This window comes from Desulfosporosinus acidiphilus SJ4 (assembly GCF_000255115.2).
GTDB lineage: Bacteria > Bacillota > Desulfitobacteriia > Desulfitobacteriales > Desulfitobacteriaceae > Desulfosporosinus > Desulfosporosinus acidiphilus.
This window is the reverse complement of the sequence record NC_018068.1, coordinates 3359689-3374172: the sequence shown is the minus strand read 5'-3', so window position 1 is coordinate 3374172 and position 14484 is coordinate 3359689. Positions and strand designations below refer to the sequence as shown.

Annotated in this window: 13 protein-coding genes; 12 read left to right on the top strand and 1 reads right to left on the bottom strand. The window is 42.6% G+C overall.

The features are described 5' to 3' along the window. The first annotated feature begins 83 nt into the window (after positions 1-83). From DESACI_RS15385 to DESACI_RS15355, 7 genes are all read left to right on the top strand, one after another. Positions 84-773 carry a ClpP family protease gene (locus tag DESACI_RS15385; RefSeq protein ID WP_242833197.1) on the top strand — a complete coding sequence of 230 codons (690 nt, stop codon included), beginning with the start codon at positions 84-86 and terminating at the stop codon, positions 771-773. A 250-nt stretch (positions 774-1023) separates the two neighbouring features. After that, on the top strand, positions 1024-3450 hold the full coding sequence (locus DESACI_RS15380) for an FtsK/SpoIIIE family DNA translocase (RefSeq protein ID WP_014828120.1): 2427 nt from the start codon (positions 1024-1026) through the stop codon (positions 3448-3450). Between the two features lie 81 nt (positions 3451-3531). Next, entirely contained in the window at positions 3532-4614 is a 1083-nt protein-coding gene (mnmH, locus tag DESACI_RS15375) for a tRNA 2-selenouridine(34) synthase MnmH (protein ID WP_014828119.1), read from the top strand. Continuing rightward, the gene (locus tag DESACI_RS15370) at positions 4583-5335 is read left to right on the top strand and encodes a DUF3388 domain-containing protein (protein ID WP_014828118.1); all 753 of its coding nucleotides are present in this window, start codon (positions 4583-4585) and stop codon (positions 5333-5335) included. The genes mnmH and DESACI_RS15370 overlap by 32 nt, the downstream gene beginning before the upstream one ends. A gap of 20 nt (positions 5336-5355) precedes the next feature. Further along, entirely contained in the window at positions 5356-6171 is an 816-nt protein-coding gene (locus tag DESACI_RS15365; RefSeq protein WP_014828117.1) for a helix-turn-helix domain-containing protein, read from the top strand. A 19-nt stretch (positions 6172-6190) separates the two neighbouring features. Beyond that, on the top strand, positions 6191-6682 hold the full coding sequence (locus tag DESACI_RS15360; RefSeq protein WP_014828116.1) for a YajQ family cyclic di-GMP-binding protein: 492 nt from the start codon (positions 6191-6193) through the stop codon (positions 6680-6682). A gap of 118 nt (positions 6683-6800) precedes the next feature. Next, positions 6801-8771: a YgiQ family radical SAM protein gene (locus DESACI_RS15355; RefSeq protein WP_014828115.1), complete on the top strand. Its 1971-nt coding sequence runs from the start codon at positions 6801-6803 to the stop codon at positions 8769-8771. A 221-nt stretch (positions 8772-8992) separates the two neighbouring features. On the opposite strand, the gene DESACI_RS15350 is transcribed toward DESACI_RS15355, so the two are convergent. After that, positions 8993-9607, bottom strand: coding sequence for a hypothetical protein (locus DESACI_RS15350; protein ID WP_014828114.1), 615 nt, complete (start codon positions 9605-9607; stop codon positions 8993-8995). 383 nt (positions 9608-9990) lie between these two features. Here DESACI_RS15350 and pstS point away from each other — a divergent pair, with 383 nt between their 5' ends. The 5 genes from pstS (at position 9991) to phoU (ending at position 14439) form a co-directional block, all read left to right on the top strand. Continuing rightward, positions 9991-11106, top strand: a complete 1116-nt coding sequence (gene pstS, locus DESACI_RS15345) for a phosphate ABC transporter substrate-binding protein PstS (RefSeq protein WP_014828113.1) — start codon at positions 9991-9993, stop codon at positions 11104-11106. 117 nt (positions 11107-11223) lie between these two features. Next, positions 11224-12171 carry a phosphate ABC transporter permease subunit PstC gene (pstC, locus tag DESACI_RS15340; protein ID WP_014828112.1) on the top strand — a complete coding sequence of 316 codons (948 nt, stop codon included), beginning with the start codon at positions 11224-11226 and terminating at the stop codon, positions 12169-12171. Beyond that, the gene (gene pstA / locus DESACI_RS15335) at positions 12168-13007 is read left to right on the top strand and encodes a phosphate ABC transporter permease PstA (RefSeq protein WP_014828111.1); all 840 of its coding nucleotides are present in this window, start codon (positions 12168-12170) and stop codon (positions 13005-13007) included. Before pstC ends, pstA begins: the two co-directional genes overlap by 4 nt. Before the next feature lie 12 nt (positions 13008-13019). Next, the gene (gene pstB / locus DESACI_RS15330; RefSeq protein WP_014828110.1) at positions 13020-13772 is read left to right on the top strand and encodes a phosphate ABC transporter ATP-binding protein PstB; all 753 of its coding nucleotides are present in this window, start codon (positions 13020-13022) and stop codon (positions 13770-13772) included. A 16-nt stretch (positions 13773-13788) separates the two neighbouring features. Continuing rightward, complete coding sequence (gene phoU, locus DESACI_RS15325) at positions 13789-14439, top strand: phosphate signaling complex protein PhoU (RefSeq protein ID WP_014828109.1); 651 nt, start codon at positions 13789-13791, stop codon at positions 14437-14439. Positions 14440-14484 lie beyond the last annotated feature (45 nt).

Here is a 14484-nt window from a genome sequence, read left to right as displayed (position 1 = left end):
ACCTTATAAGATTCATATGAAATTCATGGAATAGTTGCAAGTTGAGGTTCTTTAATGTGAAGGGGGTTAAACTATCAGTGTTTTTGAATACAATAAAATCCGATGAAGAAGAGGAATCTAAAGCTGGTGAGGCCACTACCGCGATTAAAGAGTTAGGGCAAACTGAGGTCCCTGAAGTATCCGAAAGGATTTTTTGCTTGCCGATTATTGGTCAGATTGAAGGCCATCAAATATTACCGGCTCAATCTAAAACGACCAAATATGAGCATATAATTCCCCAACTGCTGGCGGTTGAGCAAAACCCTAAAACAGAAGGAATTTTAGTTATATTAAATACGGCGGGTGGGGATGTAGAGGCTGGATTGGCGATTGCTGAAATGATTACCAGTTTAAGTAAACCTTCTGTTTCTCTAGTTCTTGGCGGTGGTCACAGTATTGGTATTCCCATTGCTGTTAGTTGTACCAAGAGTCTTATAGCTCCGACAGGTACAATGACGGTTCATCCGATACGCTACACAGGTTTAGTAATTAATGGTCATCAGCAGTTTGATTATTTGAGAAAAATGCAAGAACGAATTGATCAATTTATATATTCACATTCAAAAATTAGTAAAGAAAGATTAGAACAGTTGATGTTCCAAACCGGAGAGTTAGCTCAGGATATTGGAACAATCCTTATTGGGGAGGAAGCTGTTAAAGCGGGACTAATCCAAGCGGTTGGAGGTGTTCAGGAGGCATTTAATGAATTGAACAGTTTGATTGGCTCTTCTTAATTGATTATGTTACACTATAGATAAAAAGCGGCGAGAGCCGCTTTTTATACTGTCTGTAAGTATAATCTTCGGTTGTATAGTGCAAGAAGGGCTAATACCTACGAAGACAGTGTCTTCTGGTACCGGCCAAGTTTTCTTAATATGGGGAGAAGCGCAGGTTTAAAATGCAATTTCAATAAAAAAGGAAAACTTCATATCTATGTGGAATTTACACTAGTGCAAAAAATAGTAAACGTTTGGGGGACTAAGTGTGGCGAAAAAAAGAGGACGCCGCAAAGTAAATAAAAAGATTGATATGAGAGCTGGTACTATAGCAGAAACGATACGTAAAGAAGTCATTGGAGTTTGTATTGTTGGTATGGCTTGTTTAGGGATGGTCTCGCTCTACTCGCAGAGAAGCGGCGTCGTCGGTAAAGAAATAAGCCAACTATTGATTATGTTAGCTGGAGACGGAAAGATCGGAATTCCGATTATGTTAGGAATTTTGGGTATCGCTTACATGAATAAGCAAACTCCGCGCTTAGGTCCAAAAACTGGAGGGATGCTCCTTCTTTGGCTTGTTTTCTTGGGAATTCTTCACCTTCAATTACCGGGAATAGAGGCTTTTTCTCGCTCCGATATTATACATGAGGGACAACTTGGCCATGGAGGGGGCCTTATCGGTGCAGCTATCGTATTTTTATTAAAAGAAACCGTTGGGATTTTGGGAAGTTACGTGATTTTAATTATGTTGGCAATTATTGGGGCATTACTGATTACCAATCGTTCTCTGATAAAGGGAGTACGTGAGGTTAGTCAAGTGGGTAAAGAATCAGGTGTGTGGATGAAACAACACATTGAGGATTTCCGAGAGGCTCTAAATAATTCTGATAGCGGCAAAACTAATGAAATAAGTGAAGAAACGAAATCGGATCTTCGTTATAAAGATGCTAAACACTCTAAAAAATCCGCAATGTCAAAACCTGTCCTGGATCCGGATATTATTGAACGTCCTCTCGTCATTAAGACTCTGGATGATCCCCGTGAAAATCCCAGTGAGGACATGATCGAGGATATTGTATCTGAAACTCTTCCTAAGGGACAATTGGGTTTTGGTAAAGCCCCCGGTAGCGCATCTCCTAATGGCACATCTCCTTATGGTGCGTCTTCTCATGGAGCAGGTTCCAAAGGGACATCGGCTCAACCGGGAAAAGTGACCAGTACTCCTATTTCCCGGCAGACTCATGAAGACGGAAATTATCAACTTCCGCAAGTTTCGCTCCTGCATAAATCATTGAAAGTAAAAAATCCAAGATTAAATAAAGATTTGACGGATAATGTGCGAATACTTGAGGAAACCCTTGCTAGTTTTGGAGTTAAAGTTAAAGTGACTCAAGTCACTCAAGGACCTGCAATCACGCGCTACGAAGCACAGCCTGCGCCGGGGGTAAAAGTCAGCAAAATAACTAATTTAGCCGATGATATTGCTTTAAGTTTAGCTTCGGCAGACGTGCGCATTGAGGCACCGATTCCCGGCAAATCTGTTGTCGGAATAGAAGTGCCAAATAAGGAAATTGCTATGGTTCATTTTCGTGAAGTTCTGGAAACACCTGAATTCCAGGGCTCGAACAATAAGCTGATCTTATGTTTAGGCAAAGATATCACCGGGGCACCGGTGATAGCAGATTTGACTAAAATGCCCCATCTTCTAATTGCCGGGGCAACAGGTTCAGGTAAGTCTGTTTGTATTAATACCTTGATTCACAGCATTCTTTTCAAAGCTCGTCCTGATGAAGTGAAGTTTTTGCTGGTTGATCCGAAAATGGTGGAGCTGGCAAATTATAACGGCATTCCCCATTTGATAGCCCCAGTTGTCACTGATTCTCGCAAAGCGGCTGGAGCGCTGAAATGGATTGTGACGGAAATGGAGACTCGTTACGAGTTGTTTGCTGCATCAGGTGTGAGAGATATTGTTCGTTACAATTTTTTGCGTTCACAGGAAAAAACGGATGAACATCCGCCTCTGCCCTATGTTGTGGTTATCATTGATGAATTAGCCGATTTAATGATGGTTGCCCCGGGAGATGTCGAAGATGCTATTTGCCGTTTGGCTCAAATGGCACGAGCGGCAGGTATTCATTTAATCGTAGCGACTCAAAGACCCTCAGTTGATGTCATAACGGGACTCATTAAAGCCAATATCCCTTCGCGAATCGCCTTTTCTGTTTCTTCGCAAACAGATTCAAGAACAATCTTGGATTTGAATGGAGCGGAGAAACTTATGGGTCGCGGGGATATGTTATACTATCCAATGGGTGCCAGTAAACCCATACGGGTACAAGGGTGCTATCTTGGCGATAAAGAAGTTGAAAATGTGGTAGAATTCCTTCAAAATCAAGCGAAACCAGAATATCAGGAAATCCCTAATATGGACATCGGAAGTGTGTCCAAGGATGAAATGGAAGACGAACTGTTTTATCAGGCCGCTCAGCTTTTTATTGAAAGTGGTACCGCTTCAGTTTCTTTGCTGCAGCGCCGCTTACGGATTGGATATACTCGTGCTGCACGACTCATGGACCTTTTGGAAGATAAAGGTGTCGTTGGAGGATATGAAGGTTCGAAGCCACGGGAAGTTTTGCTGACAAGGGGACAATTTGAATTAAAGTATGGTCCATGGAATGATGAAGCTGCATTTTAGTTGCGAGTTGCAAAAAAATTTGTTAGGCTTTATGATAAGAAAGAAAATTACTTTTTTGTAAAGGAATATAAAGGAATACTTATGGTAAAAGAGATACATATTAACGAGCTAAAAACTCTAGATCATCCTGTTTTGATTGATGTACGCTCTGAAGGAGAATTTGGAGAAGCAACAATCCCTGGTTCAGTTAATATCCCTCTATTTAATAATCAAGAACGTGCTGAAATAGGAACAATTTATACTCAAGCATCGCCGAGTCTTGCTCGCGAAGCTGGGTTGGAAATCGTTAGCCCTAAATTACCTGATCTTGTCAAAAAGGTTGAGGAACTTTCTAAATCAGGTCCCTTAGTGCTTTTTTGTTGGCGAGGCGGCATGCGTAGTAAGTCACTTGCTACTGTCATAGAATTAATGGGTATCCCTGCTTATCGTTTACAAGGAGGTTTTAAAGCTTACCGTAATCAAGTGGTAGAATACTTTGATAATCCGCTTCCTGTTAAGGTCGTAGTACTTCGTGGCAACACAGGCGTCGGAAAAACAGAGCTTCTAGGAAAATTGCGTTCGGATGGGTATCCTGCCATTGATCTTGAACAATTAGCAAACAACCGGGGATCAGTTTTTGGTGCCTTGGGTTTAGGTGAACCGCCCTCTCAGAAGAAATTTGAGGGCTTATTGTATGAAGAATTAGAGTCATTAAAGGATTTTCCCTACGTCATTGTAGAATGTGAAAGCAAACGAATCGGCAGAGTATCCTTGCCAACATCTTTTTTCTCTGCCATGCAACAAGGCCTTCAAATACTGCAGTATGATAGTTTGCCAAATCGGGTTCAGCGTTTAATACGGGATTATACGGCAATCCCTAATGCTTGTGCAGAGATAGGGATTGCACTGGAACGGTTGGTGAAGACCCTAGGGCATGTTAAAGTTCAAGAATTACGTTCTCTTTTAGAAACGAATCGCTTGGAGACCTTTACTGAACTTCTTTTAATTGACTATTACGACAGGCTTTATGCTTATCCGAATCATCCAACCGCAGAGTATGAATATTTTATTGATTATAGCGAACCTACTAAAGCGTCAAGGGAGTTGGAACGCTATCTTGATGAAAAGATGGCCTACGCAGGCAGAGAGCCTGATGTACTTGGAATACGACATTCAGCAAAATAAGCCGGGCCTGTTGGGGGCTGTGACGACCTTAATGGGCATGTTGGATCTTAATATTTTGGCGGTCACCAGCATTGGTCAAACTCGGCGCGGGCTTCTTTTGGAGGCCCACTCGGATACTAAAATCCAGACTCTGCATGAGGCCTTGCTGGAAGTAGATGCTATCAAAATGACTGCCTTCCGGAGACCGACATTGTTAGATTGGATAGCCCTGCGCCATGGTAAACGCTTAGACATGGCTGAAATTAATCCGCCGACTTATCGCTTTGTACGCGAAGAATTAGGAGTGCTCGTTGGATTTTTAGGAGATACTTTACTTGAAGGCGGAAATAAAATCATTGGTATTCGAGGAATGCCGCGTGTGGGAAAAACAGAGGCGGCCATCGCTGCCTGCGTTTATGCTAACAAGCGTTGGACTTTATTATCTTCAACAATCATTCGGCAAACCTTACGCACAGAGTTATTACTCAACGAGTCAACAGACAGCGTCTTTCTGATCGATGGAATTACGAGTACGACGCGAGGAAACGATGCTCATTGGTCCCTAATCCAAAAGGTTTTGGAAATGCCAACTCCGAAAATTATCGAACACCCAGATGTTCTCTTAAGAGATGGGCGTTTGGATATTGACTTTGATTTTATCATTGAAATACGTCATCACGAAGATGACATAATTCGATGCGAGGATATTGCAATGAGTTTTTCTGCCTTCGATTTAAGCTAAAAATACAAGGGGGGGTAACCATGGCAGGAGAAGGTCAAATGCTCCGGGCCGCTCGTGAGGAGAAACAATGGAGCCTACGATTTACCGAAGACACCACCAAAATTCGCGTTCGTTATATTCAAGCACTTGAAGAAGAGAATTATGGGATACTTCCAGGAGCTACTTATGTTAAAGGATATTTACGTACCTACGCTAAGCACTTAGGTTTAAACCCGGATGAGATCATTCAACTCTATAACAGTAACCCTGAAGCCCGGGAAACTTTAAAGGTTTTAGAAACTCCCGACCATATTCCTTTAACGAGAAGACCAAATTGGGTCAGACCTTTTGTTGCAGGGATTATGGCTGTATTGGCTATCGGCATCGTCATCGGAGTTTCGGAATGGAGTCATAAAACACCCGTGAAGCCCTCGAATGCTGCCTATTCGGCTTCAGCGCTGCCAACGCCGCCTCCACAGACAGATAATTCAACACCAAAGCAGAATAAGACACCGAGCAATACTCCGGACCCTAGTCAGAATAATGCTCAGGATGCAACTCAAAGTTCTCCTCCTTCGGTTGCGGCGGCAACACAGGATGGTTTAACTGCTCAATTAGCGTTCACCCAGCCTTGTTGGGTTGTTGTTCAAGCCGATGGCCAGCCGGTATTTCAGGGAACTTTTGGCGCGGGAACCACTAGGGTCGTTAAAGGTACCAGCAAAATTGAACTTGTTACGATAGGAAATGCCGGAGGACTGACAGTAACTTTAAATGGAAAAGTGTTGCCGAGCCTCGGGAATTCGGGACAAGTTCTGCACAATGTTATCTATACGCCGGAAACTTTGAAAACACTATAGGATTGAGGGGAGAAGAAGGTTGGCTAAAGATTCTTCATTTGACGTTGTTTCTAAGGTGGATTTGCCTGAGGTTTCCAATGCAGTTCAGCAGGCCCAAAGAGAGCTGACTCAGAGATTTGATTTTAAGAACAGTAAATCATCGATTACCTTGGAAAACGATAAAATTATTTTAATCTCTGATGATGATTTTAAATTAAAGAATGTCGTCGATATTCTGGAGAGTAAGCTTGTTAAACGTGGGATTTCTCTAAGAGCGTTAGACTATGGAAAACCCCAAGCAGCTGCCGGTGATACTCTGCGACAAGAAGTGAAAATGGTACAAGGGATTGCTCAAGATAAGGCAAAGATGATCAATAAAGTTCTTAAAGACAGTAAAATTAAGGTGGTTAGCTCGATTCAAGGTGATGAACTCCGAGTATCCGGTAAAAATAAAGATGACCTGCAAGCGGCCATCGCACTTCTAAAAAAAGAGGACTTCGGAATCGAATTACAATTTATCAATTACAGATAGATAGAGATAGAGGGGGTGGCCCGTTCCGTTGGCCCCTCTTTTCTTTTTACTGCATTCAATGGAAGAGAGATGTGCTTAGACATAACTATAGTATCTGTTATAGCAGAAAGGTGAGAATATGCGTTTACGAAGTTTTTTACCGATAAATCGAACGGACATGGAAGCCCGGGGATGGGCCGAACTTGATTTCCTGTTAATTACAGGGGACGCTTATGTGGATCATCCGAGCTTTGGGATTGCAGTGATCGCCCGTGTTTTGGAGAATCAGGGTTTCCATGTAGGTATCTTGGCTCAGCCCGATTGGAAAGATCTTCAGGCGTTTAGGGTTATGGGTAAACCTCGTTTAGCTTGCATGGTTACCGGTGGAAATCTTGATTCTATGGTCAACCATTATACGGCCGCTAAAAAGAAACGTCATGAGGATGCCTATTCTCCGGGAGGGGAGGAGGGGCTTCGACCGGATCGTGCTACAATCGTCTATTCCAATAGAGTGCGGGAGGCACTTCCGGGAGTTCCGGTGATCATTGGTGGAATAGAAGCCTCTTTAAGGCGTTTTGCACACTATGATTATTGGAGTAATGAGGTTCGTCGCTCGATCCTTATTGACAGTCAAGCTGATATGCTGGTTTTCGGTATGGGAGAAAAACCGATTACTGAGGTGGCCAGGCGGCTCAAGGATGGAGAGTCGATCAGTCAAATCTCAGATGTAAGGGGAACAATGGTTCCTTACAGTCTCGAGGATAGTACAAATGATGTCATAGTCCTTCCTGGTTTTGAAGAGGTAGTGGCAGACAAGAAAAAATATGCCGAATCATTTTGGGTTCAATATAATCAACAGGACCCTTTTCGAGGCAAACCAATGCTGCAAGTTCATAACCGCAAAGCGGTCTTGCAAAATCGACCTTCACTTCCCTTGAGCCGACCTGAAATGGATGCCATTTATGCGTTACCTTTTGTGGGAACTTACCACCCGTCTTATGAAGAAAAGGGCGGGGTACCTGCGATTAAAGAAGTTGAGTTTAGTTTGACCAGCACCCGTGGGTGCTACGGAGCTTGTTCATTTTGCGCTTTAACATTTCATCAGGGACGGATTATTCAGAGCAGAAGCCCCGAATCAATTATTCAAGAGGCTGAGCAGATGACTTGGAACAGTCGTTTTAAAGGGTATATTCATGATGTTGGAGGGCCTACGGCTAATTTCCGCCGTCCGTCCTGTCAAAAACAATTGACTAAAGGGACGTGTTCCCATAGACAATGTTTATTTCCCAAGCCCTGTGAAAACCTTGAACATGATCATGAGGAATATTTGAGTTTATTACGGCGCTTGCGAAATTTGCCGAGAGTTAAAAAAGTGTTCGTGCGTTCAGGTATTCGTTATGATGCCGTATTGGCAGATAAAACAACCAAATTTATTCGTGAGCTATGCGAACATCATGTTTCCGGTCAATTAAAGGTGGCGCCGGAACATGTCAGTGATGAAGTGCTGCGCTACATGGGCAAACCGGGGAAAAAGGTTTATGAGAAATTCGTGCAGCGATTTAAAGAAGAAAATAAACAATTAGGGAAAAAACAATACCTTGTTCCTTATCTGATGTCATCTCATCCGGGCAGTACTTTGAAAGAAGCCATAGAATTGGCTGAATATGTGAGGGATATGGGTGTTAATCCTGAACAAGTCCAAGATTTTATCCCTACACCGGGAACTCTTTCTACCTGCATGTATTATACGGGTATTGATCCCCGCACGATGGAAAATGTATATGTGCCTCGCAGCATGCACGAAAAAGCCATGCAAAGGGCTTTAATTCAGTATAGAAACCCTAAGAATTATGAACTGGTTGAAGAAGCTTTGCGGCGATCCCATCGGGAAGATCTAATCGGCTACGGTCCCCAATGCCTCATACGGCCTCGTAAAGAAGCGGGTTCTGGCACCGGAAACTTGGAAAGGTCCGCTAAGAAAACCACGAGACGGTCAGGGATGAAGCCTAAGCAAAGCAAGGAGCTTGACCATAAGGCACATACAAATGAAAAACACTCGGCCAAAGGTCGGCAAAATGTAAGAGACCCTAAAAAGGACATTAAGCGTTAATAAAAAACTGAACATCGGGGCTTCAGATGGGGACTCTACTCCACCTGAAGTTCACGAAGAACCCACCCCCACTTATAGAAGTGGAAGTCTTAAAAACTAGATAAAGGCGGTGTGAGCAGGTATATGCCCACACCGCCTTTATCCCTTACTAAGGGGTTGTGCCAAAACTTATTGTCACACCATTGAATTTCCATTTCTGTTTGCAAATTATTAAATAAATTTCACTGGATTATTTCACCAAATTCATCGAGCAGAGTATCTTCCACCTCTTCAAGAGTGATACTGCCAAGTTCTTTTAAATATCCATCTTCAGACCATTTTACAAATCCCTCATAGGTGAGATTCGGTTCATTATAATAAAATTTTAAAAAGTCGAACCAGATGCCTTCTGATGATGGATTCGTTTCATAGCGTAAAAGAAAATATTCCGAGTCTTCAATAGTACTTTGAAAGAAAATGGCCTGACCAGGAACTACAAAGGCAACATGAGCATCTGCATATTCACGGCCTATAAATTGAAGGGTAAACGCTTCTGCTTGCATTTGTTGATAGGATTGTTGAATGGGCTGATTAGTATCGGGTTGATTCGATTTCCAAGTGTAAACAGCAATCGTAGAACAGTCTGCCTCCATTTGTTCAGCAATATCTTCAAGGCGTCTGGAGACTTCAGGCGGCAACGTAAATTCCGAACAGGATTTGGAACGACATTGATAGACAGGAACATTTTCTATGTATCCGACACCGTGAGCCAGGTCGATAGGGACTTTTCGGGTAGTTAAATACCCAGTATCCCCGCACCCACAGGTGTCTACCGGATTAATTGTTTGCTCAAACACGCTGTACACCTCTTCTTAAAGTAGATATGTTATGCCGGCAGAAGAATTTAGGGAGTAGTTTTTATCATATATTACCATACTATGAATCAAAGGTTAATATCCCCTTTGAAACCCGGCTAAGTAGAAGTCATAATGAATAACCAAGATAAGCATATTGTTAACATATCTAAGCGCAATTAAGCGTGATGAAAGGATAGTTCGCAGGCTTATAGGGAAAACTATCGGACTTAAACATGTTAACAAATATAAAAAGTTAACATTAAATTAACGTTCCGTTTGTTTTTACATTACAATGGTTTGCTATAATCAAAACAGTTCGAAGGGAATCTTAAGATTTTGGATATATTAAGATATATTCAAATAATAAAAAGGAGGAAACGTTAGTGATTCGTAAGTCTGGTAGAATTCTCACCGCAGTTTTAACAGGAGTTTTGGCGATTTCTTTAGTAGGGTGTGGCAGTCAAAATCAGTCTCAGGGTCAATCATCCACTTCCGGAACTCAACAAGCCGATCAAGCAGTCACTCTTACAGGTGCTGGAAGTACTTTCGTACAGCCTCTCTTGTTACAGCAAGTTGCTGAATATCAAAAAAGCCATTCGAATGTAACCATTAACTATCAAGGCGGTGGAAGCGGCTTCGGAATCCAACACTTATCTGATTCAACCATTGACTTTGGTGCAACAGATGCATTTATGACCGATGATCAGCTTAGCAAAGCTCAAGGCGGCAAAGTTCTTCAACTGCCGGTTGCTTTAGGAGCTGTAACACTCTCTTATAATGTTCCTGGAATTCCTGAACATATTAAAATCAGTCCTGAAAATTTAGCGAATATCTATTTCGGTAAAATTACAAACTGGAATGATCCCGCTCTTACTAAGGACAACCCGGATGTAAAATTCCCCGATTTAGCGATTATCCCAATCCACCGTTCTGAGGGAAGCGGAACGACTTCGATCTTCACACACTATCTAAGTGCTATTAGCCCGGATTGGAATACTAAAGTTGGCAGCGGTACTTCAGTCGATTGGCCGAATCCATCGGGAAAAGCTCTTGGTGCTAAAGGAAACCCAGGTGTTGCCGGTGCAGTAAAAAGCACTTCCGGGGCTATTGGTTATATTGAATTAGCGTATGCTTTACAAAACAAAATCCCCTATGCTTATATGCTTAACAAAGATGGCAAATGGGTCTTACCTTCCTTAGAAGGCGCTTCTGCCGACGCAGCTTCTTTCCAAATTCCTGACGATATGCGCGTGAATATTGTTAATGGACCTGGAGCCGCAGCTTACCCGATCTCCGGATTCTCATGGGCGCTTGTATATCAAAATCAAACGGATAAAGCTAAGGGAACTGCTTTAGTTAACTTCTTGAACTGGGCTTTACACGATGGACAAAAACTTGCTCCTACCCTTTCCTATGTACCATTGCCTGATAATTTGGTTGCACGTGAAACAGCAATGTTAAAAACTGTTACTTCCGGGGGACAACCTTTTTTGAAATAATCATAAACAGATGAATATTGTAAAGATAAGATTTAGACTACAAGAAAGAAGAGAAAAAGCTCAGCTAGACGCTGGGCTATTTCCTCTGTTTGATAAAATGAAGGAAGGATGCGGGCAGTGAGTAGAGATAATAATCGCTTATATGAATCCGTGGGAGACAAAACCCTGCGTTACATCACCTTGCTGATGGCAATCCTAGTTGTGGCTCTGATGATTTGGATAGGGTGGCAAATGTTCTCCTCTTCGCAGGAAAGCATCCATCACTTCGGTTGGGCCTTTATTACGGGCAGAGTGTGGGATCCCGTTCATCATACCTTTGGTGCCTTGCCTTTTATCTATGGAACGTTGGTGACCTCTATTGTGGCTATAGTCATAGCAGCTCCTATTGGTATCAGTGTGGCAATTTATTTAAATGAAATGGCACATTCGAAGGTACGAAAGGTAGTCGCTTTTTTAGTCGAACTTCTGGCGGCAATTCCGAGCGTTGTCTATGGATTATGGGGGATATTTGTACTTGCACCCGTACTAAGACAATCCGTTGAACCCTGGCTGACGAAATGGTTTGGCTTTATACCATGGTTTAAAGGTGCTCCTGTTGGTTTCGATATGTTTGGTGGGGGTATCATTTTAGCAATTATGATTTTGCCGACGATTTCTTCCATTTCTCGTGAAGTTATGGCGGCGGTGCCGACGGCTCATAGAGAAGCTGCCCTGGCTTTGGGCGCTACGAAATGGGAGATGATTAGAATATCGGTGCTATCCTATTCTAAGTCAGGAATCTTGGGAAGCATGATGCTTGGTTTAGGACGTGCCTTAGGTGAGACTATGGCAGTAACTATGGTCATCGGAAATATGCCTAAAATATCTTCGTCACTATTTTCATCGGCCTATTCAATGGCTGCCGTCATCGCTAATGAATTTACGGAAGCGACCTACAGCTTATATCTAAGTGCTTGTATTGAGATCGGACTTATTCTCTTCGCCATAACGCTTCTCCTGAATATACTTGCTCGTCTCTTAGTATGGTCAGTCGCTCGTGGACCGAAAGGAGGCCATCTGGTATGATAAATGCTAGGCGAAATATTGTTAATAAAATAATGCTGGGAATCTTTACAGCGGCGACTCTTTTGGCGATCATTCCGTTATTCGCCTTATTTGGTTATGTTGTCAAAAATGGGATTACTTCTTTAAATCTTGATTTCTTTATCAAATTGCCTGCACTCATGGGAATGACAGGCGGGGGTATGGCGAATGCCATTGTAGGAACCCTGATTCTGATTGCTATAGCGAGTATTATTGGGATTCCTATAGGAATTCTGATTGCCATTTATTTGACAGAATATGATCGTTATAGTTGGCTGAGCACCGCAGTACGTTTTACCACGGATGTTTTAACCGGGATTCCCTCGATTATTATTGGGATTGTTGTCAGTATGGCAATTGTCTCAAAGACCAAACATTTCTCGGCCTTTTCCGGAGGGGTTTCCTTAGCCATTATTATGATCCCAATGGTCATCCGCTCCAGCGAAGAGATGCTGAAATTAGTACCTCACGCCATCCGTGAGGCGGGTTATGCCCTAGGTATTTCCCAACGGAGGATCATTCTCAATATTGTTTTACCAACCGCGGCTAAAGGAATTGTTACGGGCGCAATGCTGGCGGTGGCTCGTGTTTCAGGAGAGACCGCACCACTGCTTTTTACGGCTTTAGGCAATCAATATTGGACCCATTCATTGTTTAAGGAGCCTATTGCTTCATTACCGGTTCAAATTTATACGTATGCCACATCACCCTATGATGAGTGGCACAGACAAGCTTGGGCAGGAGCATTAGTCTTAATTACGATTATCCTTATTTTGAATTTATTTGCACGTTTTGCCTTTCGATCGCGAAGCAACTAGGAGGGGTTAGAATTGGGTCAGAGTTTAAGTGTTCGGCAACTTGAAGCTTGGTATGGTACAAATCAAACTCTTAAAGGGATTAACATGGAAATTGCGGCGAATCAGGTTACAGCTATTATCGGACCGTCGGGCTGCGGTAAATCGACGTTTGTAAGATGTATTAATCGTATGCACGACACGCTGCCAGGTTCCAGAGTTAAAGGCGATATTATTCTGGATGGAGAGAGTATTTATGCTCAAGATCCGGTTTCCTTGCGTAAAACAGTGGGGATGGTTTTCCAAAAACCTAATCCCTTTCCATCCATGAGCATCTTTGAAAATGTTGTGGCAGGCGTAAAACTCAATGGGATGCGGAATAAACAGAACTTGCAAGCTATTGCTGAAAAGAGCTTGCGTATGGCTGCTTTATGGGATGAAGTGAAAGACCGACTCAATTATTCCGGAATGAGTTTGTCAGGTGGTCAGCAACAGCGTCTTTGTATCGCCAGGGCGTTAGCCGTAGAACCGTCAGTCTTGCTCATGGACGAACCGGCTTCAGCGCTGGATCCTATTGCAACGATGCGCATTGAAGAATTAGTTGTTCAACTTAAATCTGAGTATACTATTGTCATAGTGACGCATAATATGCAGCAGGCCGCTCGTATAGCAGATACAACCGCATTTTTTCTTAACGGAGAACTCATTGAGCATGGCCCAACGTCGGATATATTTACAAATCCACGTGACAAACGAACTGAAGATTACATTACGGGACGTTTCGGATGATGAGGGAGGAACTTAAATGCGTCATTCACTGAATGAAGGTCAGCAGATTTTGACTACCTTACTTAAAAAAATGGGTGAGGAAGTCTCAAGAATTTTACAAGGAAGTATGAAAGCTTTATATTCTCTCGACCGAGAGAAAGCGGAATTTTGGATCGCAGAAGATCAGAAAGTCAATGATTACGAACGTCAGGTGGATGATGAGTGTGTTCTCCTGATTGCAACTCAGCAGCCCGTGGCTAAGGATTTACGAAAAATTATTTCAGCGATGAAAATATCGACAGATCTTGAACGAATAGCGGACTTAGCCATTGATATCGCTAAAGTTGTGCGGAGAATCGAAGGACCTTTATGCAAACCGCTCATTGACATTCCTCGCATGGCCGATGAGGCTATGAAGATGATGCGTCAAGGTTTGGAAGCCTACAGTAATGAAGATATGGTCCTAGCCCAAAACTTATCGGAACTTGATGACGCAGTTGATCATCTTTATAAGCAAGTAGTGCGGGATTTATTAGTTATTATGACTCAGGAGAGTGACAATTTAGATCAAGCCATGCACTTGACGTTTGTTGCTCGTTACTTAGAAAGAATAGCCGATCATGCTACAAACATTGGCGAAAATGTTATTTATATTGCGACCGGTGAGCGGAAAGACTTGAATAAATAATAATTAGGGATCGTGTGAAGGGGCATTAGTTTAATTTGTGACTAA

Bases quoted from the DNA above. Each gene is read 5' to 3' on its own strand.
- mnmH (WP_014828119.1), top strand. From the start codon at position 3,532: ATGGTAAAAGAGATACATATTAACGAGCTAAAAACTCTAGATCATCCT.
- DESACI_RS15370 (WP_014828118.1), top strand. From the start codon at position 4,583: ATGTACTTGGAATACGACATTCAGCAAAATAAGCCGGGCCTGTTGGGG.
- DESACI_RS15365 (WP_014828117.1), top strand. From the start codon at position 5,356: ATGGCAGGAGAAGGTCAAATGCTCCGGGCCGCTCGTGAGGAGAAACAA.
- DESACI_RS15355 (WP_014828115.1), top strand. From the start codon at position 6,801: ATGCGTTTACGAAGTTTTTTACCGATAAATCGAACGGACATGGAAGCC.
- pstA (WP_014828111.1), top strand. From the start codon at position 12,168: ATGATAAATGCTAGGCGAAATATTGTTAATAAAATAATGCTGGGAATC.
- phoU (WP_014828109.1), top strand. From the start codon at position 13,789: ATGCGTCATTCACTGAATGAAGGTCAGCAGATTTTGACTACCTTACTT.